This window comes from Methylophilus flavus (assembly GCF_042678905.1).
Lineage (GTDB): Bacteria > Pseudomonadota > Gammaproteobacteria > Burkholderiales > Methylophilaceae > Methylophilus > Methylophilus flavus.
In genome coordinates, this window is the sequence record NZ_JBHTLN010000001.1 from 1,348,500 (window position 1) to 1,373,536 (window position 25,037).

22 protein-coding genes are annotated in these 25,037 nt (G+C 50.0%); 17 read left to right on the forward strand and 5 right to left on the reverse strand.

The genetic code is table 11. From position 1 onward, the window contains the following. Positions 1 to 16: 16 nt before the first annotated feature. The 10 genes from secD to ACFQ2T_RS06650 all read left to right on the forward strand — a co-directional run bounded on the left by secD (position 17) and on the right by ACFQ2T_RS06650 (position 13,870). Positions 17 to 1,846, forward strand: a complete 1,830-nt coding sequence (gene secD, locus ACFQ2T_RS06605; RefSeq protein WP_379032144.1) for a protein translocase subunit SecD — start codon at positions 17 to 19, stop codon at positions 1,844 to 1,846. A gap of 48 nt (positions 1,847 to 1,894) precedes the next feature. After that, a complete protein-coding gene (gene secF, locus ACFQ2T_RS06610; RefSeq protein WP_379032147.1) occupies positions 1,895 to 2,839 on the forward strand; it encodes a protein translocase subunit SecF in 945 nt (314 codons plus the stop codon). A gap of 263 nt (positions 2,840 to 3,102) precedes the next feature. After that, positions 3,103 to 4,371, forward strand: a complete 1,269-nt coding sequence (locus ACFQ2T_RS06615; protein WP_379032150.1) for an HlyC/CorC family transporter — start codon at positions 3,103 to 3,105, stop codon at positions 4,369 to 4,371. Between the two features lie 73 nt (positions 4,372 to 4,444). Next, positions 4,445 to 4,756, forward strand: coding sequence for an ATP-dependent Clp protease adapter ClpS (gene clpS / locus ACFQ2T_RS06620; protein WP_379032153.1), 312 nt, complete (start codon positions 4,445 to 4,447; stop codon positions 4,754 to 4,756). Between the two features lie 309 nt (positions 4,757 to 5,065). Further along, positions 5,066 to 7,321 carry an ATP-dependent Clp protease ATP-binding subunit ClpA gene (gene clpA, locus ACFQ2T_RS06625; protein ID WP_379032156.1) on the forward strand — a complete coding sequence of 752 codons (2,256 nt, stop codon included), beginning with the start codon at positions 5,066 to 5,068 and terminating at the stop codon, positions 7,319 to 7,321. Positions 7,322 to 7,546: 225 nt separating this feature from the next. Further along, positions 7,547 to 7,882 carry a hypothetical protein gene (locus ACFQ2T_RS06630; protein WP_379032159.1) on the forward strand — a complete coding sequence of 112 codons (336 nt, stop codon included), beginning with the start codon at positions 7,547 to 7,549 and terminating at the stop codon, positions 7,880 to 7,882. Positions 7,883 to 7,981: 99 nt separating this feature from the next. Continuing rightward, positions 7,982 to 9,232: a TolC family protein gene (locus ACFQ2T_RS06635; protein ID WP_379032162.1), complete on the forward strand. Its 1,251-nt coding sequence runs from the start codon at positions 7,982 to 7,984 to the stop codon at positions 9,230 to 9,232. 10 nt (positions 9,233 to 9,242) lie between these two features. Then, entirely contained in the window at positions 9,243 to 10,394 is a 1,152-nt protein-coding gene (locus ACFQ2T_RS06640; RefSeq protein WP_379032165.1) for an efflux RND transporter periplasmic adaptor subunit, read from the forward strand. A gap of 4 nt (positions 10,395 to 10,398) precedes the next feature. Further along, entirely contained in the window at positions 10,399 to 13,500 is a 3,102-nt protein-coding gene (locus ACFQ2T_RS06645; RefSeq protein WP_379032168.1) for an efflux RND transporter permease subunit, read from the forward strand. Positions 13,501 to 13,537: 37 nt separating this feature from the next. After that, positions 13,538 to 13,870 (forward strand): P-II family nitrogen regulator, encoded by a 333-nt coding sequence (locus ACFQ2T_RS06650; protein WP_379032171.1) that lies wholly within the window; start codon positions 13,538 to 13,540, stop codon positions 13,868 to 13,870. Positions 13,871 to 13,903: 33 nt separating this feature from the next. Here ACFQ2T_RS06650 and ACFQ2T_RS06655 read toward each other — a convergent pair whose 3' ends face one another. Genes ACFQ2T_RS06655 through dapA form a run of 3 tightly spaced genes read right to left on the reverse strand, consistent with a single transcriptional unit; the run spans position 13,904 to position 16,836 of the window. After that, positions 13,904 to 14,671, reverse strand: a complete 768-nt coding sequence (locus ACFQ2T_RS06655; RefSeq protein WP_379032174.1) for an MBL fold metallo-hydrolase — start codon at positions 14,669 to 14,671, stop codon at positions 13,904 to 13,906. Positions 14,672 to 14,682: 11 nt separating this feature from the next. Next, the gene (bamC, locus tag ACFQ2T_RS06660) at positions 14,683 to 15,939 is read right to left on the reverse strand and encodes an outer membrane protein assembly factor BamC (RefSeq protein WP_379032177.1); all 1,257 of its coding nucleotides are present in this window, start codon (positions 15,937 to 15,939) and stop codon (positions 14,683 to 14,685) included. 18 nt (positions 15,940 to 15,957) lie between these two features. Continuing rightward, on the reverse strand, positions 15,958 to 16,836 hold the full coding sequence (dapA, locus tag ACFQ2T_RS06665) for a 4-hydroxy-tetrahydrodipicolinate synthase (RefSeq protein WP_379032179.1): 879 nt from the start codon (positions 16,834 to 16,836) through the stop codon (positions 15,958 to 15,960). Between the two features lie 256 nt (positions 16,837 to 17,092). Between dapA and rsxB the strand changes: the two genes are divergently transcribed. The 7 genes from rsxB to ACFQ2T_RS06700 all read left to right on the forward strand — a co-directional run bounded on the left by rsxB (position 17,093) and on the right by ACFQ2T_RS06700 (position 21,849). After that, positions 17,093 to 17,839, forward strand: a complete 747-nt coding sequence (gene rsxB, locus ACFQ2T_RS06670; protein WP_379032182.1) for an electron transport complex subunit RsxB — start codon at positions 17,093 to 17,095, stop codon at positions 17,837 to 17,839. A gap of 39 nt (positions 17,840 to 17,878) precedes the next feature. Further along, entirely contained in the window at positions 17,879 to 18,538 is a 660-nt protein-coding gene (gene nth / locus ACFQ2T_RS06675; protein ID WP_379032185.1) for an endonuclease III, read from the forward strand. Positions 18,539 to 18,540: 2 nt separating this feature from the next. Continuing rightward, positions 18,541 to 18,990 carry a DUF1841 family protein gene (locus ACFQ2T_RS06680; protein WP_379032187.1) on the forward strand — a complete coding sequence of 150 codons (450 nt, stop codon included), beginning with the start codon at positions 18,541 to 18,543 and terminating at the stop codon, positions 18,988 to 18,990. 108 nt (positions 18,991 to 19,098) lie between these two features. Beyond that, the gene (locus tag ACFQ2T_RS06685) at positions 19,099 to 19,434 is read left to right on the forward strand and encodes a hypothetical protein (protein WP_379032190.1); all 336 of its coding nucleotides are present in this window, start codon (positions 19,099 to 19,101) and stop codon (positions 19,432 to 19,434) included. Positions 19,435 to 19,452: 18 nt separating this feature from the next. Next, positions 19,453 to 20,331, forward strand: coding sequence for an HvfB family MNIO-type RiPP peptide maturase (locus ACFQ2T_RS06690; protein ID WP_379032193.1), 879 nt, complete (start codon positions 19,453 to 19,455; stop codon positions 20,329 to 20,331). Then, the gene (locus tag ACFQ2T_RS06695; protein WP_379032196.1) at positions 20,331 to 21,101 is read left to right on the forward strand and encodes an HvfC family RiPP maturation protein; all 771 of its coding nucleotides are present in this window, start codon (positions 20,331 to 20,333) and stop codon (positions 21,099 to 21,101) included. The genes ACFQ2T_RS06690 and ACFQ2T_RS06695 overlap by 1 nt, the downstream gene beginning before the upstream one ends. A 280-nt stretch (positions 21,102 to 21,381) precedes the next feature. After that, positions 21,382 to 21,849 (forward strand): MarR family winged helix-turn-helix transcriptional regulator, encoded by a 468-nt coding sequence (locus ACFQ2T_RS06700; protein ID WP_379032199.1) that lies wholly within the window; start codon positions 21,382 to 21,384, stop codon positions 21,847 to 21,849. Positions 21,850 to 21,921: 72 nt separating this feature from the next. Here the strand turns inward: ACFQ2T_RS06700 and ACFQ2T_RS06705 are convergent, their stop codons facing one another. Further along, on the reverse strand, positions 21,922 to 22,110 hold the full coding sequence (locus tag ACFQ2T_RS06705) for a DUF1289 domain-containing protein (RefSeq protein ID WP_379032202.1): 189 nt from the start codon (positions 22,108 to 22,110) through the stop codon (positions 21,922 to 21,924). 105 nt (positions 22,111 to 22,215) lie between these two features. Continuing rightward, the gene (secA, locus tag ACFQ2T_RS06710) at positions 22,216 to 24,954 is read right to left on the reverse strand and encodes a preprotein translocase subunit SecA (protein WP_379032205.1); all 2,739 of its coding nucleotides are present in this window, start codon (positions 24,952 to 24,954) and stop codon (positions 22,216 to 22,218) included. Between the last annotated feature and the right edge of the window lie 83 nt (positions 24,955 to 25,037).

Genomic DNA, 25,037 nt, shown 5'->3' on the forward strand with positions numbered 1-25,037 from the left:
CGTATAAGAGTTTTTTATGAACCGTTATCCATTATGGAAATACGTGCTGATTGGCACAGTCATCGTCATCGGCCTGCTGTACACGATCCCCAACTTTTTTGGGGAATCGCCAGCAGTACAGATCAGCCCGGCTAAAAGCTCGCTCAAAGTAGACGAGAGCCTGTTGCAGAAAGTGGAAAACACTTTAACGCAGGCAAAAATCCCTTTTGATGGCATGTTTCTAGACGTCAGCGGTGTGAAGGTACGTCTGGCCAATACCGATACTCAGCTGCTGGCAAAAGACAAGCTGGTGTCAACGCTGGGCAAGGATTACACCGTTGCACTTAACCTGGTGCCGCAAACGCCGAACTGGCTGCAAAGTATAGGTGCCAAGCCTATGTACCTGGGCCTGGATCTGCGCGGCGGTGTGCACTTCCTGCTGCAAGTGGATATGAAGGCAGCGCTGGATAAAGCGGCTGAAAGTACTGTCGGCGATTTCCGCATGTCTTTGCGCAAGGAAAAGATCAATTATTACGGGATCGAGCGTCAAAGCCAGGTAGTGGTTGTGAAGTTTGAGTCTGAAGCGGAAGCGACCAAAGCGCGCAACGTACTGGCGAAAGACTTCTCTGACCTGACCTACAAGGTTTCTGGCGGTGATAAAGAATTTAGCCTGACGGCCAGCATGAGTGCCATGGCGCAAAAACGTATCCAGGAGTTTGCACTCAAGCAAAACCTGCAAACACTGCATAACCGGATCAATGAGCTGGGCGTGGCCGAGCCTATCGTGCAACAGCAAGGCGTAGACCGTATTGTGGTGCAACTGCCTGGTGTGCAGGATACTGCTAAAGCCAAGGAAATCCTGGGTCGCACGGCGACACTGGAAATTCGCATGGTGGATGAAGAAAAAGCCGATATGACGACTTTGCAGAAAGCGCAAAGCGGCCAGGTGCCGTTTGGTGACGAACTGTATTTTGACCGTGACGGCCGTCCGGTACTGGTCAAGAAAAGCGTAGTACTAACTGGTGACCGTATCACTGATGCAGGCCCTGGCGTGAATGGCCAGAATGGTTCTTCTGTCGTCAACGTGACACTTGATGGCCGTGGCGCAGGCATCTTCAAAAATGTGACCCGCGAAAATGTCGGCAAGCGCATGGCGATTTTGCTGATTGAAAAAGGCAGCACCGAAGTGGTGACCGCGCCGGTGATCAATGAAGAAATCGGCGGCGGCCGCGTGCAGATTTCCGGCATGGCGAATGCACAGGAAGCGACTGACATTTCATTGCTGCTGCGTGCCGGTGCTTTGGCCGCGCCTATGGAAATCATTGAAGAACGTACCGTTGGCCCTAGCATGGGTGAAGAAAATATCAAGCGTGGCGTGCACTCTACCTTGTGGGGTTTTGCCGCGATTGCCGTGATGATGATCATCTACTACATGGTGTTTGGTGGCGTTTCCGTCATGGCACTTGGTGTTAACCTGCTGTTGCTGGTGGCGATCCTCTCCATGCTGCAAGCGACGCTGACCTTGCCTGGCCTGGCCGCGATTGCGCTGGCATTAGGGATGGCGATTGATGCCAATGTGCTGATCAACGAACGTATCCGTGAAGAGTTGCGCAATGGCAATACGCCGCAAGCCAGCATTCACGCTGGTTACGACCGCGCGTTCGACACCATTCTTGACTCTAACGTGACCACGCTGATTGCAGGCCTGGCGCTGTTTATGTTTGGTACCGGCCCGATCAAAGGCTTTGCAGTGGTACACGTACTGGGCATTATGACTTCGATGTTTAGCGCTGTGCTGGTATCACGTGCGATCGTCAACCTCTTGTACGGTTATCGCCGCAAGATTGAGCGTCTGCCGATCGGTTAACCGAGCCGGCCCGAACGATTGCTGTCACAACCTATTTGAGAACAGATTATGGAATTATTCAGAATTAAAAAAGATATCCCGTTCATGAGTTACGGGCGTCTGACCACTTCGATCTCGCTGATCACCTTTATATTGGCGATCTTCTTCCTGATGCATAGAGGCCTGCATTACGGTGTCGATTTTACTGGCGGCACGGTGATGGAAGTGCATTATCCGACCACGGCTAATATCGCTAAAATCCGGGAAGTGATTGATCAAACCGGTCTGAAAGATGTCACAGTGCAGAACTTTGGCTCCAGCCAGGATGTGCTGATCCGCCTGCCGGTGAAAAAAGAACTATCGATTGCGCAATTGTCAGAAAAGATTTCCAGCTCATTGAAAAATGCGGACAGTGGCGCGGAAATCCGCCGCGTGGAATCTGTAGGTTCACAAGTCGGTGAAGAGCTTTACGAAAATGGCGCCTTGGCCTTGCTGCTGGTATGCGCGGGCATTATGGGTTACCTGGCACTGCGTTTCGAATGGCGTTTTGCGGTGGCCGCCATCATCGCCAACATGCATGACGTCATCATTATCCTTGGCTTCTTTGCGTTCTTCCAGTGGGAGTTCAACCTCACAGTACTGGCGGCGATCCTGGCGGTGCTTGGTTATTCAGTAAACGAATCAGTCGTGGTATTTGACCGCGTACGCGAAAACTTCAAGAAAATGCGTAAAGCATCTGCCGTGCAAGTGATTGATAACGCGATTACCCGCACCATGTCACGCACTATCATCACCCACTTGATGACGCAAACCATGGTCTGCTCCATGCTGTTTTTCGGTGGTGAAACCCTGCATAACTTTTCACTGGCGCTGACCATTGGTATTTTGTTTGGTATTTACTCTTCCGTGCTGGTCGCCTGCCCGATCGCCATGTGGCTGGGTGTGAGCCGTGCCAACCTGATTGGCGACTCAGAGAAGAAACCGAGAGAAGACGAAGCGGCACTGGCACCTTAAGCGCACATAACTCACGGAAACACTTAATAAGTGAGCGAGCGGTTGAAGTGCAAGGCACCCGGAACGCAGAAACCGGAATGTACATGTAGTACATGAGGATTTCGAGAGCGAAGTTTCAGCGCAGGCTAACCTTTAGGTTATGCCGTGACTAAAAAACCGCGCAACACAGCAATTCGGCCGTGTAGCCACTTAGTACGCGTTTCCCTTGGATTTTTAGCCACTGGTGGGTACACTAGTGGCTTCTTGTTTTTAGCCCCACTCCCTTGGACAATATTCCCTTAAGCTGGCAGATAGGCTTATTACTTCTGCTACTGTCACTCACGGCGTTTTTCTCCGTCGCCGAGACCAGCCTGATGTCGCTCAACCGTTACCGCATGCGACACATGGCGAAAGAAGGCCATCGCGGTGCCAAACTCGCCAGCCGCCTGATTGCTCAAACAGACAAAACCCTGGGCGCAATCTTGCTGGGCAACACCTTTTGTATCGTAGGCTCCTCCACACTGGAAGTGATCATCTCTGAGCGGCTGTTTGGCGAAGGCGACTATGTACTGATGTGGGGTTCACTGGCGATTACCTTTGCCATCCTGGTATTCAGCGAGATTTCACCTAAAGTCATTGCTGCCGCACATGCGGAAAAACTTGCCTATGCGACCAGTTACTTACTTTACCCTCTGATCTGGTTATTTAATCCGGTCGTCTGGTTCGTCAATCTGTTCGTCAAAGCCTTTGTTAAGCTCTTAGGTGTGCGCGTGAATTTTGACCAGGCACAATCGGTGACCACAGAGGAATTACGCAGTATCGTCAGCGATGCCGGTCAATATATCCCCTCGCAAAACCGCACCATCCTGCTCAACCTGCTTGACCTGGAAGACATCATCGTCGACCACGTCATGACTGCGCATACCCAGGTAGAGTTTGTCGACCTTGATCATCCGATAGACCAGATCATGGAGCAGCTGGCCAATAGCCGCCATTCAAGATTGCCAGTCAGGCAAGGTGACCATGAAGATATAGTCGGCATTGTCCACGTCCGTAAAGTATTGCCTTTATTACGTGATTTCCATATTGGTAAAATCCCGACCAAAGGCTTATTGCAGGCGGCGATGAGCCCGCCCTATTACATTCCTTCAGGGACGCCTCTGTATACCCAGCTGCAACAATTCCAGAAACATCATGAGCGCATTGCCTTGGTGGTGGACGAGTATGGCGAGTTCCGCGGCCTGTTAACGCTGGAAGATATTCTGGAAGAAGTAGTGGGCGAATTCACCACCCAATCGCCTGAGCGCACCAAGGATTTCCAGCAAAATGAAGATGGCAGCTGGCTGGTAGACGGCAGCAGCCAGTTACGCGACATTAACCGAAAATTGAAACTCTCCCTGCCGATTGACGGTCCACGTACCTTGAATGGGTTGATTCTTGAGCATTTTGAAGATATTCCGGATCCTGACACCAGCTTCAAGCTGGGTGAGCACAGACTGGAAATCGTGGATGCACAGGATCGCATCGTCAAGCTGGTCAAAATTTATCTTTAATTTCCACCCCATCTGGCACTTGAATTTTTTCATACAAAGCGCAAAATAAACTTAAGATCAGGTATGCAAAATTATGGTACGACCCAAGCGTGATGGCGATTTGGCACTGGATCCACAGATTGCCAAACCAAAACCTCCAGAGCTATATAAAGTGTTGTTATTGAACGACGACTACACCCCTATGGAGTTCGTTGTCGCCGTGATTGAACGCTTTTTTTATAAGTCTCGTGAACAAGCCACACAAATCATGCTCAAAGTACATACTGAGGGCGCCGGCGTGTGTGGCGTCTACCCGCAAGACATCGCTGAAACAAAAATGCATCAGGTGCTTGAGTCCGCGCAGGAAGCACAGCACCCGTTGCAATGTGTGATTGAAGCTGCTTAAGCAGCAAACCTGCATCAGGAGAATATCGAGGGAATAGCATGACATTCCCAAGCTTCAGATTAGCCCGAACAGTGTTAGCATCAGTAGTCGAGTCTGCTTAAAAAAGTCACTGATTGCACAATCAATCAGCATTGCAGATAAATATGTCGCAAATATGACTGAATAGCTCGAACGTACCATTGAAATTTTTGCATTTAGGCACGATATTAATAACCAGACACAGACGCGCGGGTGTACATTAATAGCATCTGTGAACATAGCGTTTTTCCTAGTGTATTTTTGTAGTGTAGTGGATTAAGGAAAGTCATCATGATTGCTCAAGAACTTGAAGTTAGCCTGCACATGGCTTTTATGGACGCGAGACAAAAGCGTCACGAATTGATTACAGTTGAGCATCTGTTACTGGCTATGTTGGATAACCCGACTGCCGCAGAAGTGTTACGCGCTTGCGGAGCCAAATTCGATACGCTGCGCGGCGAGCTTACCCAATATATTGAAGAACACACTCCCACCGTTGCTGGTACTGACGAGGTTGACACACAACCGACGCTAGGTTTCCAGCGCGTGATCCAGCGTGCCATGCTGCACGTACAATCCTCCGGTAAAAAAGAAGTGACTGGTGCTAACGTGCTGGTCGCCATTTACGGTGAAAAAGATTCACATGCGGTGTTTTTCCTGCATCAGCAAGGCGTGACCCGCCTGGATGTCGTGAATTTCATTTCGCATGGCGTAGCCAAGATCCAGGAAAGCGAGCCTAAAGCCAGCAATACCGAACAGGAAACCGAAGGTGAAAGTGTTTCTACAGGTGCGCTGGAAAGCTTTACCCTTAACCTGAATGCGCAAGTCGTGGCCGGAAAAATTGATCCGTTGATCGGCCGTAGCCTGGAACTGGAACGCGTCATCCAAACATTATGCCGCCGCCGCAAAAATAACCCGCTGTTAGTGGGCGAAGCGGGCGTGGGTAAAACTGCAATCGCTGAAGGCCTGGCCTCACGCATTGTGAATCACGAGATACCTGAAGTCCTGAAAGATGCCACAGTTTATTCTTTAGACATGGGTGCATTGCTGGCCGGTACCAAATATCGTGGCGACTTTGAGCAACGCCTCAAGGCTGTCATGAAACAGCTGGCAGAGAAGCCTGAAGCGATCCTGTTTATTGATGAGATCCATACCCTGATCGGCGCAGGCTCAGCCAGTGGCGGCACGTTGGATGCCAGCAACCTGCTGAAACCGGCGTTATCCAATGGCTCACTCAAATGCATAGGCGCAACCACTTACCAGGAATACCGTGGTATTTTTGAGAAAGATCACGCCCTGTCACGCCGTTTCCAGAAAATTGATGTGGCTGAGCCTAGCGTAGCTGAAACCATTGAGATTCTTAAAGGCCTGAAAACCAGGTTTGAGGAGCATCACAGCGTGAAATACAGTGCCAGCGCATTGACTGTGGCTGCTGAGTTATCTGCGAAATATATTAATGACCGTCATTTGCCGGACAAAGCGATTGACGTGATTGATGAGGCTGGTGCTGCGCAACGAATTCTGCCGAAAAGCAAACAGAAGAAAATCATTGGCAACAAAGAGATTGAAGAGATCATTGCCAAGATTGCGCGTATTCCGCCTAAAAATATTTCTACCGACGACCGCAATGCATTGAAAACGCTAGAACGCGATTTGAAAGCAGTGGTATTTGGCCAGGATAAAGCGATTGATGTATTGGCTTCCGCCGTGAAAATGGCGCGTAGCGGCCTGGGTAATGGTAATAAACCAATTGGTAGCTTTTTGTTTGCCGGCCCTACAGGTGTAGGTAAAACAGAAGTTGCGAAACAACTGGCTTATGTCTTAGGCATAGAATTGCTGCGCTTCGATATGTCCGAGTATATGGAACGTCATGCAGTGTCACGCCTGATTGGTGCGCCTCCAGGCTATGTGGGCTTTGACCAGGGTGGTTTGTTGACTGAAGCCGTGACCAAACAGCCATATTGCGTATTGCTGCTAGACGAAATTGAAAAAGCGCATCCGGATATTTTCAATATCCTGCTGCAAGTGATGGATCATGGTACGTTGACTGATAATAATGGCCGCAAAGCAGATTTCCGCAATGTGACCATCATTATGACCACCAACGCAGGTGCTGAAAACCTGTCCAAAGCCAGCATCGGCTTTACCAACAGTAAAGACGTGACTGACGAGGCTGCAGACCTGAAGCGCCTGTTCAGCCCTGAGTTCCGTAACCGTCTGGATGCGACAGTGTCCTTCGGTGCACTGAACCAGGAGATTATCCTGCGCGTAGTCGACAAATTCCTCATGCAGCTTGAAGATCAGTTGCACGAGAAAAAAGTCGATGTGACATTCAGTGATGAGCTCAAGGCTTACCTGGGTAGAAAAGGCTTTGACCCATTGATGGGTGCGCGACCAATGGCACGCCTGATTCAGGATACTATCCGCAAGGCACTGGCCGACGAGTTATTGTTCGGTCGCCTGAATGAGGGTGGTCAGGTTCACATCGATATTGATGAGAATGACCAGATCAAGCTGAACTTCAAAGAAGAGACCATTTCGGCTTAAACCGGATTAGGCTGATTCAAACTATGCGACCACAGCGACATGAACTATAATGTTGCTGTGGTTTTGCACTTTAAAGGTGCATTACGCGGGCCATACGAAATCCAAATTTACAATTAACTCCATTAAAGTATTTAAATCAATAGGTTACACACACATTCATCGCTGGTACGGTAATTGCTCATATCCAGTTGTCACATGCAATTACACCCGGTTTTGATTTTGTCCATGCAAAAAATTTTTTATTTACTACATTTGTTGTGTTTAGTGTTTGCACTGCAGACAACTGCTGCTGAACCGGCAGCCACAACGACGCTGCTACAAACCGGTAACTTAGGGGTGATTCTCTCCAATGCGATTGATGACTCCATGTCTGCAGATTTTGTAGAAGTGATCGGATTTGTCGACATGCTTGAAGTCCCTGAAGTCGATGTCGATAAAATCACTTTGCCAGCTTTCAGCTATCCCTTAAAACGGGCCAGCTATCACACGCCCGAGCACCATTTACCTGCATATCACATTATTTTCCCCTTCTGGCTAGACCGGCCGCCGCAACTCGCTTAGCAATACCCTCCCTCTTTCGGCCTGTCGTCAGAGTGTAATTTTAATTATTAATTAAGGTGACTATGTCATGATAGACAAGGTCATCTGAGAAGGATTGTTATGTTAAGTCATATCCGCTGGCGAAAAGCGCACAGACTCTTGTGGTTGTCTTGCCTGATATCGCCGATAGCGTTTGCCGAACCTACGTTTGACCTGAAAACATTGCTGGATAAAGCCATTGCCGAAAACCCGACGATGTCGGTCAGCAAAGCGCAGATTGAAGCTGCTGCTGCAGGCATCACCGTTGCCAGATCTTTTTCCAACCCTGATCTGGAAGTCATGGCAGGCCCGGCCAGATACCGTGGTGTACCAACACCTGGCGCCAGCGAAAGAAACTATGGTGTCACCCTTTCGCAACCGCTGGAATTCCCTGGCACGCGTGCTTCGCGGCGGGAACTGGCTGAACAGCAACTGACCTATGCCGAAAAAGGCATACAAACCACCAGCTTTGATCTGCGCAATCTGATCAAGCAGGCATATCTAACAGTGCAGCTTCGCCAGCAAGTCCTGGAAATGTTTGGTGCCAACCTGAACGTACTGCGGGAGATTCAAACCAAGATTAAACGCAAAGTAGATGTCGGCGAAGCGGCCAGATACGAACTAATCAAAGCAGATACCGAATTACTGGTAGCTGAACGCGATTATGCCAGCGCACAAACACGCATTGATGAAGCCAAAGCCATTTTACGCGGCATGATAGGGAATATGCCGGATGACTTTGATATCAAACCCCAACCGCCCGTCATTTCCACCTTGCCAGACATCGCAACCTTACGCCAGTCTGCAGAAAACAACCCTTATTTACAGCAATTGCTCACCGCCAAGGATAGTGCAGAAGCAAGGTTAAAACTGGAGAAGGACTTGCGCTTCCCTGGCCTGACATTGAAGTCTGACTTCACCCAGGATCCTGACCTGAATACGTTCAGGGTAGGTGTCGTGGTGCCATTGCCGGTGTGGAACCGGCGTGAAGGCCAGATCGCGCAGGCTGCTGCCGGCATCGATGAAGCAGACGCCAACATCAAATTGCAAAAGCAAGTGCTACGCAAGGAAATTGACAGTGCCTACCAACGCAATGTCATTGCCAGCAACCAGCTAAAAGTGTTTGAAAATGGTTTATTGCAGCAATCGGAAGCCACGCTCAGCCGTGCAGAAGCCGCCTATAAATTCGGAGAACGCGGCATCCTGGAATATCTGGATGCGCAACGCGTCAATCGTGATGTCAGACGTGACTATCTGGTTGCCAAATTCGATTATTTTTTCAGTGTATTGCAAATCGAACGTTTCATCGGTTCTGATTTGGTCCAACCATAAGGGAATGGTCATGTCTCGTATTTTAATTTCAACTTTGTTCACTGCGGCACTGGCGGTGATGTCCACCGCGTGCTCAGAAAAACCGGCACCAGCCGCAGAAACCAAAGCAGTGGTAGATCCTAACCTGGTGTCACTCACTCCAGAACTGGAAGCCAATATCAAAACCGGTGCTGTCACCGAGATACAGTTTGTCGATACCCTGCGCATACCCGGACGTATCCAGGTGGATGAGCAATATGAGTCCCGAGCCGGCGCATCTATCACTGGTCGCATCAGCACACTGGATGTCAACCTGGGGGATGAAGTCAAAGCCGGACAGCGCCTGGCTACCATCAAGAGTACAGAGCTCGCGCAATATCAACTGAGTTACATTAAAGCCAGCCAGCAAGTACAGTTACAGACCAAAGCGGTTGACCGCGCCAAGCAATTACTAGAAGCGGATGTGATCAGCCAGGCGGAACTGCAACGCCGCGAAGGCGAACTGCATGCGGCAAATGCCGAGGTGAATGCTGCCCGCGACCAATTACTGGTACTGGGTATGGCGCCTGACAATATCTCGAGGCTGGGTTTACAAAACAGTGGCATGTCTACCAGCCAGGTGAACTCGAAAATCACCGGTACTGTCATTGCGCGCAAGGCCAGGTTAGGACAAGTCGTTGCCCCGGCAGAAGAACTGTTTGTGATTGCTGACCTGTCGCATGTATGGGCAGTGGCGGAAATTCCTGAGCAGCAAATTGCGCATATCCGGGAAGGTCAATCGCTGAATATTGAAGTGCCGGCACTGGATGATGCAGAGCTGACCGGCACACTGGCATTTGTCGGTGATATCGTCAATCCGGCTACGCGTACAGTGATGGCGCGTGCCAATATCAGCAACGATAAAATGCTGCTGAAACCTGACATGCTGATTACCATTTTGCTGGAAGCCAGACCCGAGACTGTCATTGCGATCCCCTCTACAGCGGTGGTGCGTGAGAACAATGCCGACCATGTGTTCGCGCAAACGCTGAAATCCAAACAATACAAGTTATTACCTGTGACCCTGGGCCGTACTTATGACGGCAAAAAAGAGGTATTACAAGGCTTGCAACCTGGTGATCAAATCGTGCTGGACGGCGCTTTTCATGTAAACAACGAACGCAAGCGCAAGGAAATGGAGTAAAAGCATGATTGAATCAATGATTCGAGGGGCGCTCAAGCAGCGCCTGATTGTATTGGTACTTGCCGTTGCACTGGTATTTGCTGGCCTGTTTGCAGTAAAAAATCTGTCAGTGGACGCCTTCCCTGACGTGACCAATGTCCAGGTACTGATTGCGACCCAGGCCACCGGAAAATCCCCTGAAGAAGTAGAACGTTTTATCACCGTCCCGCTGGAAATTGCCATGACCGGCTTGCCTGGTCTGGTGGAAATGCGCTCGGTCAATAAAAATGCCTTGTCACTGATCACGCTGGTATTTACCGATAGCACCGATGTGTATTTTGCACGCCAGTTGGTGATGGAACGGCTGATGGAAGTCATGGAACGTATGCCTGATGGCGTGATGCCTATCCTGGGGCCGGTATCCACCGGTCTAGGGGAGGTGTACCAGTTCACGCTGGATAAACCGGATGACGGCAAAAAACCATTAACGCAGGCAGATCTGACCGAGCGTCGCGCGATTCAGGACTGGGTAGTACGCCCATTGCTTCGCGGCATTCCTGGCGTTGCAGAAATCAACTCGCAAGGTGGATACGTCAAGCAATACCAGGTGCTGGTCAATCCTGACCGCATGACGCACTTCTCTATCAAGCTTAAAGATGTGTATGACGCGCTGGCGCGCAACAACGCCAATAGCGGCGGCGGTATTCTGCAACACCATGCTGAGCAGTATCTGATTCGCGGCGTGGGCCTGGTGCAAAACCTGGACGATATCCGCAATATGGTGCTCAAGGAAGATAACGGCATTCCGGTCTATATCCGCGATGTCGCCGAGGTCACCATAGGCCATGAAGTACGGGTCGGGGTCGTGCTTAAAAACGGCGATACGGAATCCGTTGGTGGCATCGTGATCATGATGCGTGGCGGTAACGCCAAAGAAGTGGTCAGCCGTATCAAGGCACGTGTGGAAGAAATCAACAGCAAAGGGATGCTGCCACATGGCCTGCAAATCGTACCTTACTATGACCGTAGCGAGCTGGTCGATGCCGCGCTGCACACTGTTACCAAAGTGCTGATCGAAGGCATTATCCTGGTGGTAGTGGTGTTGTTCCTGTTCCTTGGCGATATACGCTCCAGCGTGATTGTGGTGGGGACTTTAGTACTGACACCTTTAATCACCTTTATGGTCATGAATCACTACGGCATTTCTGCCAACCTGATGTCGCTGGGCGGGCTGGCTATCGCGATTGGCCTGATGGTAGATGGCTCTGTGGTGGTGGTAGAAAATGCCTTTCACCACCTGGGTCATCGCAAAGACGAGAGCAAAATCCGCGTCGTGCTGGAGGCTGCAACTGAAGTCGCCACCCCGGTACTATTCGGGGTAGGTATTATCATCCTGGTATTTTTACCATTGATGACCCTGGAAGGCATGGAAGGCAAAATGTTTGCGCCACTGGCGTATACCATTGCCATCGCCCTGTTTGTGTCGCTGGTGTTATCGCTGACCATGACACCCGCCTTGTGTTCTTACCTGCTGAAAGGCGGTAGTGGAGAAGATACCAAGTTTATCCAGGTGATCAAACGCCCCTACCTGAAATCCCTGAACTGGGTGCTCAACAATGAGAAAAAAACCATCATCGCTTCCTGCCTGCTGTTTGTCGGAACGATTGCGCTGTTTCCATTGCTGGGTACATCGTTTATCCCGGAAATGAAGGAAGGATCCATTGTTCCGGGTATCAACCGCGTGCCTAATATCTCACTTGAAGAATCGATCAAGATGGAAAACAAGGGCATGAAGCTGATCATGGAACAGGTGCCAGGCGTTAAATCCGCCATCTCTGGCCTGGGTCGCGGCGAAAGCCCGGCGGATGCGCAGGCACAGAATGAGTCCACACCTATCATCAGCCTGAAACCGCGTGACGAATGGCCAGCAGGCTGGACGCAGGATGACATTGCGGAAAAAATGCGCGAGGTACTGGAGAAGTATATTCCTGGTGTGCAAATCATCATGGCACAGCCTATTTCCGATCGTGTCGATGAATTGTTGACCGGCGTGCGCGCGGATGTGGCGGTAAAAATCTTCGGTGAAGATCTGGATATGCTGAAACAAAAAGCAGATGAGATCGCCAGGATTGCCGGCACTGTGAAAGGCGCGACTGAAATCAAGGTGGAAAAAGTATCCGGGCAGCAATACCTGAACATCACCATTGATCGTCAGGCGATTGCCCGCCACGGCATTAATGCTGCTGATGTGCATGATGTGATTGAAACCGCCATTGGCGGTAAAATCGCGACCGAGATTTTTGAAGGGCAACGTCGCTTCTCTGCCGCAGTACGTTACCCGGAATCTTTCCGTAATGATGAAGAGGCCATACGCAATATCATGCTGACCTCGCCTAATGGCTCACGTGTTGCGTTAGATGATCTGGCAGATATTGAAATCAAGGATGGCCCGGCACAGATCAGCCGTGAATTGGCCAAACGCCGGATCGTGATTGGCGTGAACGTCAAAGACCGTGACCTGGGTGGTTTTGTCGCCGAGATGCAACAGGTGCTGGACCAGAAACTGCAATTACCGGATGGCTATTATTTGGAATACGGCGGCCAGTTCCAGAACATGGAACGTGCGATGGGCCACCTGATGATTATTATTCCGGTGACGATTGCGGCCATTTTCTTCCTGCTGTTTTTGCTGTTCCAGTCGATGCGCTTTGCCACCATGATTATCCTGGTGTTACCGTTCGCCTCGATCGGTGGCGTGATTGCGCTGTTCATTACGGGTGAATATCTGTCAGTGCCTGCTTCGGTTGGCTTTATTGCCCTCTGGGGGATTGCCGTGCTGAATGCCGTGGTATTGGTATCCTATATCCGCACCCTGCGTGATGAAGGCAAAAGCCAGCTGGACGCGATTCTGCAAGGCTGCGCCCAGCGCTTCCGGCCGGTGATGATGACAGCCACGGTTGCCATGCTGGGCCTGGTGCCTTTCCTGTTTGCAACCGGCCCGGGTGCCGAGGTACAACGCCCGCTGGCGATTGTGGTGATTGGGGGGCTGATTACATCTACCCTGCTCACCCTGATTGTGGTACCTACGCTGTATCGTAAGTTTGAAGAAAGCAAAATCGAGGCATAATGCCGCCCCGTGGTTCAGCACTCGAAAGGATATTGTCATGAAAGAAATTAAAGCAGTTATACAACCGGCCAGACTGGCAAAAATCCGCTCGGCACTGCGTAATATCAAAGGCTTCCCGGGCATGTCGGTGAACAAGGTCGAAGGCTGCGGCCATCACTTGCAAAAACCGAGCGTAGGCGTGCGGGAAGAACTGACGGATTATAGTCCAAAAGTGTATTTGTATATGGTGGTCCCGGATGAGTTGGTAGAAGGCATTTTGCAAACCATCGTCGAGGTAGGACACACCGGCAATATCGGCGACGGTATTGTCTGGGTGACGCCGGTGGAACGTATGATAAGGTTATCTGAACAGATCCATGTGCTGGATTAAACCAGTTGAGAACTACTGCCTAGTACCAGGTAATTATAAAACTCGCCAGTCCAGCCCCTCGTGCTGACTGGCGATTTGCACCCAGTCAGTTGCACACTGCAACACTTCACTCAACGCCTGCTGTGCCAACGCAGGCGTATTATTTTTCTCACTCAGATGTGCAGCCACCAGATGTTTCAACTTGCTGTTATCAAGTTGCGCTAGCAGCTTGGCACTGCTCTGGTTATCCAGATGCCCCAGCCAGCCACCGACACGCTTTTTGAGCGAATAGGCATAAGGCCCGGTGCGCAACATATCCAGATCATGATTGCATTCGAGTAACAACCCATCGCAACCTTGCAGCATGGCCACGATATGCGGCGTCACGCTGCCGACATCCGTCAATACGCCAAACTTCCGCATGCCATCACTGAACACAAACTGAGCAGGCTCTCTCGCGTCGTGCGGCACAGGATAGGGAATCACTTCAATATCCTGCAAAGCAAACGTGGTATGGGCGTCGATAATATGCACGCTCACAGGCTGCGTCGGCAGATAACGCTGGCACATGGTGTAAGTGCCGTGCGTTAGCCACACCGGCACCTGGTAGCGTGCCGCAAGCTTGAAGGCGCCACGCGCATGGTCATCATGCTCATGCGTGATCAAAATACCTGACAGCTGCTCCGGTTGCAGGCCCAGCCTGTTTAAGCGCAGCACTGTCTCTTTCACACTAAAACCGCAGTCAAGCAAAAGCCGGGTTTCCCCGGCTTCCACCACAGTCGCATTGCCTGCGCTGCCACTGCCTAACGATGCAAAGCGCATTCGGGCCTCAATTACTTGAGTTGTTCATACAGCAGGGAAACAATACGATTCGCCGTCGTGGACGTATTACGTTTGTTTTCAGCAGTCAAGACATACACATCTGTCGTATCATCCGCATTTTCCAGCACCTGGATATGGTACTGCTTGCTGGCTTTGTCGCCTTCTGAAGTGCCTTTCCAGAATTTGGTTTTATCGCCTTGTTTTACCTCTGAAGGCGCTGCGGATTTCTCATCCTCATCACTGCCCCAGAACTTCAGGCGTTCCAGTAAGCCTTTTTTCTGCTTGATAGGATCTTCAGCATCAGTATCGGCATACCGTACATAATAAATACCTTCAGAACGGTTTTTATCTTCGGTCACGAAACCAATACGATCCAAGGCTAGCCCGACGCGGCGCCAGGCGCGATCAAATGGCTCATTCAGTTTGAGCGTCACACTTTGATCAGCTTCTTTAACCACATCCGCACGTTTATCAGACGCTACCTGCGTCATGACCTGATCGGCTTTCTGCTCATCCAGGCCCAGCTTCACCATCATGCGGCGCAGCAACTCTGCATCCAGATCGGCATCAAACTCCTGGCCAGCCGTATTTTTCTTTTCAGCTGCATCTGCACGGTAACCGGTATCAATTTTACCAAGCTGCGTGTTCACATAATTTTTACCATCATCCGGCGCGCCCGCGACAGTACGATGCGTCATGTAAATCTCAGTGGTGCCATCTTTTTCACCACGCTCAAGCCGGGTGCGGAATTTACGTCTATCGGCAAAGCCGGACAATTTATCCAGCCAGGCATCAAACTTGTCACCATAGCCACGATTATCTTCTTTAGGCTTGATGGCATCCGACTGCAACCATTCGGTTTCAATCACGCCAACTTCAGGATTCTCGACTTTGACCGCAAAGCCTTGATCCAGCCAGAAATCGCGCACGATAGGCCAGATTTTTTCCGGCGGGGCATTCACCACCAGCCAGCGCTGCGAGCCCGCTTTGACCATCCGCACGTTCTTCATATCCGTCAGCACCGGCGCCGGACCATTCTGTTCCTGCGCTTCCTGATTCTGGCTATAGGTAGAGTAGTTGGTTGCGCCCGGCACATTATAGGTACTGCTGGAACGTACAGAACTCAGGTCAGGTGGTACCTCCAAAGACTTGGAACGGCCAGCACCCTTGTAGTCAGAGCTATTGTTCAAAAAGGGTATCGAATCGCAGCCAGCCAACACGACAACCAGACCTATCAGCAACGTACGCTGTAAAAACATATGACTCATTTAATTCATTTCCCTCAATTAAGATGTGATTTCCGCCTGTTTCATGGCGTGACGCAGCACTTCATGATATTGGGTCGACAGATTGACCAGTGGCAAACGGATGCCAGTAGCAATCAATCCCATTTGTTGTAATACCCATTTCACCGGGATAGGATTAGCCTCTACAAATAACTTCTGATGCAACGCAAACAATTTGGCATTCGCCGCACGTGCACTGGCCACATCGCCATTGAGTGCAGAGACACACATTTCATGCATCAGGCGCGGCGCGACATTGGCAGTCACCGAAATCACGCCTTTACCGCCGAGCAGCATCAGCGCCAATGCACTGCCATCATCCCCGCTGTAAACCGCAAAATCAGCGGGTACTCGCAGTAGCAAATCTGTGCCGCGCTCAATACCGCCGGTCGCATCTTTAATCCCTACAATATTAGGGACTGCAGCCAGTCTCAGGACTGTGTCATTACTGAGGTCACATCCGGTACGACCAGGCACATTATAAAGAATTTGTGGAATATCGACGGCCTCAGCCACGGCTTTAAAATGCTGGTACAAACCCTCTTGTGATGGCTTGTTGTAATAGGGTACAACCAGCAAACAGGCATCGGCACCCACGGCCTTGGCTTTTGCAGTCAGCTCTATGGCTTCAGAAGTGGAGTTTGCCCCGGTACCGGCAATCACCGGCACACGTTTAGCGACATGCTCAACCGTGGTCTTGATCAGCGTACAATGCTCATCCACATCAACAGTAGGTGATTCGCCGGTGGTACCGACAATCACGATGCCGTCTGTCCCGGCGTCGATATGAAAATCGATCAATTTCTTGAGCGCGTCCAGATCCAAACGACCATCTTCAAACATGGGAGTAACGATTGCCACCAAACTACCCGTTAACATACTTCTGCCATTCGATAATAAAGCGATTATTTTAACTGATTATGCGGCTGAACGCCAAAGAAGCGCGCTTCCTTACGCACGCATAACAACCGCGGGGGATAAATTTGCCTGACGGCCACCCAGCCAGAAATGCAGGCAATATTGGACTCGTTTAGCACTACATCAAAAGTTCTATCCACAATGATGGGATATAGATTCGGCTATAATAGCCATATTGACAAATTGACGGTGAGAAACGCAGCCTGCGTGTGACTTCATGCAACCTTTTAGCCATGATGTGATTGCTACGATGACAGACGCTACCGGCCAAAATCAACCTGGCATTGCCGATGATCGCCTGGTTGCGCATACTGACTTGGTTGAACGTATTGACGAAGTACTGCCGCAAACACAATGCCAGCAATGTGGCTACCATGGCTGTAAACCTTATGCAGTTGCCATCGCTCAGGGTAATGCAAAAATAAACCAGTGCCCGCCCGGGGGTGAAACCGGCATACGCACACTGGCAAAGCTGTTGAATCTGCCATACCTGCCACTGAATACCGACCATGGCATCAGCAAGCCCAAAGCGATTGCCATGATAGATGAGCAACGCTGTATAGGTTGCACACTATGCATCAAGGCCTGCCCGGTGGATGCGATTCTGGGCGCATCCAAGCAGATGCATACGGTGATCAGCCAGGAATGTACCGGGTGTGAATTATGCCTGGCACCCTGCCCGGTGGATTGCATCATCATGCAACCCCTGCTGCCTGATGATGCGCTGATGCAGATTGACCATGCGAAGTCAGCTGCCAATCTTGCGCGTCAGCGTCATCAACACAGACAGAGGCGGATGGAGCGCGAAAAACAGGCACGCATAGAAACCGGCAGCCAACGCAAACAGGGCGTTAAGTCGTCCATTGATTCCGGCACCGATGCCATAAAAAAAGCGGCGATTGCGGCGGCCATGGCGCGCGTGAAAGCCCAAAAAACAGGCGCTGTGTCTCCAAAACCGGATTAATAGTTTGTTAGATTGCATGCGCCTGCACATATTGCCATTATGAATGCCCAGAAAAGACTCGCCATTTTTGAAAGACTGGCCATCGCCATTCCCGACCCGGCCACAGAACTCGAATACACCACCACGTTTGAATTACTGATTGCCGTCATTCTGTCAGCCCAGGCGACAGACAAAGGCGTCAATATCGCCACCCGCAAGCTGTTTAAAGCTGCCAACACACCGCAGGCAATGGTGGATTTGGGCATTGAGGGCCTGGAAAGCTATATCAAAACCATAGGGCTTTATCACGCCAAAGCGCAGAATGTACTGAAATGCTGCATGCAACTAATCACCCTGCACGAGGGTCAAGTACCGGACAAGCGTGAAGCACTTGAGGCCCTGGCCGGTGTAGGGCGAAAAACCGCCAATGTGATTCTGAATACGGCCTTTGGTCAGCCGACGATAGCGGTTGATACGCATTTGTTTCGCGTCGGCAATCGCACCAGACTGGCGACTGGCAAAACGGTACTTGAAGTTGAACAGCGATTTTTAAGCACGACACCCAGACAATTTTTACAGGACGCCCATCACTTGCTTATTCTGCATGGCCGATACACCTGCACTGCACGCAGTCCCAAATGCGGTAGCTGCTGCATTGTAGACTTGTGCGAATATCGTGATAAACAGATACATCCGGTATTACCATCGGCAGAAAGTTAACCATGGCCTTATTCAACCCGAGTCGTGATGAAGTACGTCAGTTTTTCTTTGACGCCTGGGCCAAGTTCCAGCAACAGAAAGTGTTGACCGATCTTGAGAAAATGGCAGTCGGCATTATGCATTTGCACCCGGAATACCAGGCCATCCTCGATGCGCCTGATCAGCACCTGCAACAGGCCTATTACCCCGAGATGGGCGAAACCAATCCGTTTCTACATATGAGTTTGCACCTGTCTATCCAGGAACAGATCAGCATTAACCAGCCAACCGGCATCACGCAAGCCTATGGCAAACTTTGTACACATTATCAAGGTGAGCATGAAGCGCAACATGCCTTGCTGGAGTGCCTGGCAGAAACTATCTGGCTGGCGCAACGCAACCAGACCGGGCTGGATGCCGCGCATTACCTGCAGTTGATAGAGCAGCGCGCTGGCATTGCTCCCTCAACTTGAGTTGTGATTTATACCCCGCATCAGTTTTATAAATCCCTCAACACCTGTTAGCATTGGACTATCATTGCCAGGTCCATTTTTTTAGATCTCTGTATAAAGGAAACCAAGATGACGACCAATAAAATTGCTGCCATTTCCAGTGCTGTCGCTTTATCAGTAGCCGCCGCTGCCGCGCATGCGGTGGATAATCCATTTGAACTAAAAACTCTGGGCCAGGGCTACCAGGTGGCCGATGCCGACAAAGCCAAAGAAGGAAAATGTGCGAATGGCAAGTGCAGCGCAGACAAGAAAAAAGCCAAAGAAGGTCATTGTTCTGCGGAAAAAATGAAGGAGGGCAACCATCATCATGACAAGGCTAAGGAAGACGCCAGCGCTGACAAGTCTAAAGAAGGCAGCTGCTCAGCCGAGAAAATGAAAGAAGGCGCCTGTCACGCCAGCAAATAAAGCTAGCGCCGATCACGCATGGCACATTTGTCTGATATTCGCGGGGTTGGGTTAGGGCTCAAAAGAGAACTGATTCCGCCTTTCAAACAGCATGAGGGCAAATCACTACTTGCAAACTTGCAGTTTGTAGAGATTGCGCCTGAGAACTGGATAGGCATGGGTGGCAAATATGCCGCCGACCTGCGCTGGTTTGCCGAGCGTTATCCGATCGCCTGCCATGGCTTGTGCTTGTCACTGGGTGGGCCTGACCCTCTCAATGTCAGTTTTTTACGCCAGGTTAAGCAGTTTCTGTCTGACTTTGAAATCCCCCTGTATACCGAACATTTAAGCTATTGCAGCGACACAGCTAATGGCTATATTTACGATCTGCTGCCTATTCCTTTTACTGAAGAAGCGGTGCAGTACGTGGCGCAACGGATCCGGCAAACCCAGGATATCCTGGGTCAAAGAATTGCCGTCGAGAATGCTTCTTTCTATGTGGCAGCGCCGATCTCGGAGATGGATGAAAGCAGCTTTATCAATGCCGTGCTTGCTGAAGCAGACTGCAATCTGCACCTGGATATTAATAATGTCTATGTAAACAGTGTCAATTTCGGGTTTGATGCCTATTCTTTTATAGATCAGATGCCTGCCGGACGCATTGTCTACAGCCATATCGCCGGGCATTTGCAGGTAAAGGCTGACCTGTTGGTAGACACACACGGAGCGTCCGTCATCGACCCGGTGTGGCAATTACTGGCTTATGCCTATCGAAGATTCGGCGTATTCCCTACATTACTGGAACGCGACACGAACATTCCGCCCTTAACGGAAGTGATGCAGGAAGTTGACCATATCCACCTCATTCAGCAAGAAGTCACTCAAGCGCACTCGTCGAGCGTAAGTCGGGTAGCCTGATGAAACCACCACTACTTTTTCAGCAATATCAGGCGGCGTTTAATGCCTATCTACGTGATCCTGAACAACAGGTGCAGCAGTCAGGAATAAACACCGAGCGCCTGGGTATCTACCGGGAAATCGTTTTTAACAACTTCTTCACCAGTGTCAGTGCCTGCTTCCCGGTATTACTTTCAATACTGGGTAAACGACGTTTAAGTCAACTAACCAGGTGTTGCTTTAACAGTCATCACTTTGCCAGCCCGTTGTTCGCGGATATTCCAAGCGCTTTCGTCGACTATGTGCAAACACTGGATCTAGCTAAGCAAGACTTGCCGTCTTTTACCGCTCAGCTGGCTCATTATGAATGGGTAGAACTCTATGTGGCAAAGCTGCCGGATAAAGAAAGATTAACGTCGCCAGGCGCAGCAGTCCATCAGGCAAGCGATTTGGCTGAATCTTTTTTACAGTTAGCCCCGGCGCACATGTTGTTGCAGTACGACTATCCAGTGCATCAGCTATCAAAAAAGCATGTCAAACTGGCTGCATCTCCTGCTTATTTACTGGTATTCAGAAAAGCCGATTTTGACATTACGTTTATCGAACTTAATGCAGTCACTTATGATTTGCTGCAACGCATAAACTCAGAACAACGCCCCGTAAACTATCATTTAACACGGCTGGCCCAGGAAATATTGCCGGATTCACCATTGCAAACTGTCTTTGATTTTGGTTTACAAACGCTATATACCCTATATTTGCAGCTTGCTTTCGTTCAAAACGATAGTTAATCATCAATGTATTCGCTTTTTTACAACACTTTACGATGTGTTATTTCATCAAAAAACCAGCTGGTTGATTACAACCACCCCCTCAGATTGCGGCGTTGGCTATGGACTTAATAGAACTTTAATGAATTTCATGAGTCAATTCTTATGAATTTACTTACCGTATGAATAATTACCCAACAACTTTTTTTCAAAACTTTTTTTCACAACAATGCGCTGACCTCTAAAGCCTTGTTTCAGAAAAATGATAGAATGCAATCAAAGTATCTAAAAATTATTGATTATGCAGAATTCACTTGCTAAAGAAGCACTTAAACAGTTCCGTATTATTTTTGGAGCAGTCAGACAACATTTCAGAGAGATTGAATCGACTTGCGGAATTTCCGGTTCTCAGCTTTGGCTGTTAAACGAAATCGCCACCCATCCCGAACTTGGCGTTTCTAGATTGGCAGAAAACCTGTCCATTCACCAATCTACGTGTAGCTTGCTAGTTGAAAAACTGGTCAAGAAACAATTGGTCAAGAAACAACGGTTGACCGAAGATCAGCGTAAGGTTGGTTTGCTGGTAACCCCTGCAGGACACGCTACCCTGGCCAGAGCCCCGCAACCGGTAGACGGGATTTTGCCTCAGGTTTTGGCAACCATGGAAATAGATGCTCTCAAGAATCTTAAGGCCTCACTAGAGCTGGTGGTGTCCAAGCTGGATAGTAAAACATCATCTATGGGTGGTCATCCCATGGCAGACTTGTAATTACCATGCGTATTAAACTAAAAGCCGGCATTGCCGGCTTTTAGTTTGTGGACTGATATGAATGTACCGGCATTAATCGCCGAATACTGCTGCCTCGCGTGCTGACGCTTTTCTGATCACCTCAGATTTGGCCGCGTTGTCCATATCCCACCACTGCTGAATTTCCTCCAGGGTACGATAGCAACCCTCACAGAAACCGCTACTTTCATCCATACTGCAAACGCCTATACAAGGCGATGGAATGATGGTCTGATCAGACATGGCAACCCTTTCGCACGATTAACTCAATATATCCTTAACATTAGTACATTAGCCCACAGCACTTCACTCAGCGCATTAACTCAATGCACTCTTTATTCGGTGCATTTAGCTTAATGCACCGTGGCAATTCTTGAAACGCTTGCCGGAACCACATGGGCAAGGGTCATTACGTCCAACGCGAACGCCTTCCGGCAAGTTTAATGGCTGCTTGTCTGCTTCTGCCTTGCCGGTATTGCTCAAGGCATTGTCATAGTCGGTATGCTGATATTGCACATTGCCTACATCAGTCGCACGCAATGCCTCTTCAGCGCGACGCTCTTCGGCTTCAAGCTCTTCGCGTGAGCGGATTTGCACCTGCATGGTAATTTTGGTCACTTCAGTCTTGACAGTATTCAGCAACGACTCAAACAGCTCGAAAGCTTCACGCTTATATTCCTGCTTGGGGTTTTTCTGCGCATAAGAGCGTAGATGGATCCCCTGACGCAAATGGTCGAGTGCTGCCAAGTGTTCACGCCAATGGTTGTCCAGGCTTTGCAGCATGACCGCACGCTCAAAATTGCGCATGTTATCGTTGCCAGCCAGGGCTTCTTTACCTGCATAACTTTCATTCGCCGCTTCAACAATGCGCTCACGCAGGGTTTCGGCATGCAGATCAGGATTACCCTCCAGCCACTCGCCCACGGGCAGGATCAGGTTGGCATCTTCACGCAAGGCTACTTCCAGCGCAGGCACGTCCCACTGCTCTTCTACACTGCCAGGGGGAATATGCGTATTGAACAGGCTGTTGACCACATCTTCACGCATGGCACGAATCGTTTGACCAACATCGACAGATTCCAGCAATTCGTTACGCTGCTCGTAAATCACTTTACGCTGGTCATTAGACACATCATCGTATTCCAGCAATTGCTTGCGGATATCAAAGTTACGGCCTTCCACTTTGCGCTGCGCATTTTCAATCGCACGCGTCACCATGGCATGCTCAATTGCTTCGCCTTCGGGCATATTAAGACGTGTCATAATCGCCGCTACACGCTCGCCGGAGAAAATACGCAGTAGCTGATCTTCAAGAGACAAGTAGAAACGGCTTGAGCCTGGATCGCCCTGACGGCCCGAACGGCCGCGCAACTGGTTATCAACTCGGCGTGATTCATGCCGTTCGGTACCAATAATGTGCAAACCTCCAGCCGCCAGCACTGCGTCATGACGTTGCTGCCATTCAGATTTCAGCTGTGCGACTTTAGCTTCTTTGTCAGCATCAGTTAAACTGGCATCGTTATGGATGGCGTGAATTTCGCCTTCAGAATTACCGCCCAGTACAATATCGGTACCACGACCCGCCATATTGGTGGCAATGGTAATCATGCCAGGGCGACCTGCTTCAGCCACAATGGTCGCTTCGCGCTCATGTTGTTTAGCGTTTAGCACTTGATGCTCAAGTTTGGCTTGAGTCAGTAATTGCGAGATCAGCTCGGAGTTTTCAATCGAAGTGGTACCGACCAGAACCGGCTGGCCTTTCGCCTGGCATTGCTTGATATCTTCAATGACCGCTTTATATTTTTCCATGCCCGTGCGGTAGACTTTGTCCATTGCATCCGAGCGTTGCACCGGTCTGTGGGTAGGAATCACCACGGTTTCCAGCGCATAGATCTGGTTAAACTCGTAGGCTTCAGTATCAGCGGTACCGGTCATGCCACTCAGCTTCTGGTACATTCGGAAGTAATTCTGGAAAGTGATCGATGCCAGGGTCTGGTTTTCTTTCTGGATAGACACGCCTTCTTTGGCTTCCACTGCCTGATGCAAGCCATCTGACCAACGACGGCCTGGCATCATACGGCCAGAGAACTCATCAACGATCACGATTTCATCATTGCGCACAACATAGTGCTGGTCGCGGTGATAGAGGTTTTGCGCACGCAATGAAGCATACAGATGATGCACCAGCGTAATATTGGCAGGTTCATACAGACTGGAACCAGCGGGCAACATGCTGGCTTGTTCCAGCAATTGCTCGGCATGCTCATGGCCGGCTTCACTCATGGTGACGCTTTGAGCTTTTTCATCTACCCAGAAATCGCCTTCGCCCTCTTCTTCTTTTTGACGTACAAGCTGCTTGGCGACTTCATTGATTGCACCATAGAGATCAACACTATGTTCAGCCTGGCCAGAAATAATCAGCGGCGTACGTGCTTCATCGATCAAGATGGAGTCTACTTCATCCACCAGCGCATAATGCAAAGGGCGCTGTACGCGCTCTTCCTTGCTGAACACCATGTTGTCGCGCAGGTAATCAAAACCGAACTCGTTATTGGTACCGTAAGTAATGTCCGAAGCGTAAGCCTGTTGCTTGGCATCATGCTGCATTTGCGACAAATTGATACCTACAGTTAAGCCGAGGAAGTTATATAGCTTGCCCATCCACTCGGCATCACGCTTGGCCAGGTAATCATTGACCGTCACCACATGCACACCTTTGCCGGTCAGCGCGTTGAGGTAAGTTGGCAATGTGGCTACCAGCGTTTTACCTTCACCGGTACGCATCTCGGCGATTTTGCCGGCGTTGAGCACCATGCCGCCAATCAGCTGCACATCGAAGTGGCGCATTCCTAAGGCACGCTTGCTGCCCTCGCGCACCACGGCAAACGCTTCCGGCAATAACTTTTCCAGTGTCTCGCCCTGCGCGTAGCGTTGTTTAAACTCTTCGGTCTTTGCCCGTAACTGATCATCGCTTAGTGCCTGGAAATCTGGTTCCAGGTCATTGATTTGTTTTACGGTTTGCTGGTATTGCTTGACCAGGCGGTCATTACGGCTACCAAAGAATTTTTTAAACAACGAGGCTAACATGAGTCACACCGATATCCGCCGGAGCGGGGTTATAAGAAATAAACTAGGATTGTATAAGATATAGAGGCGAATTGTCTTGATTA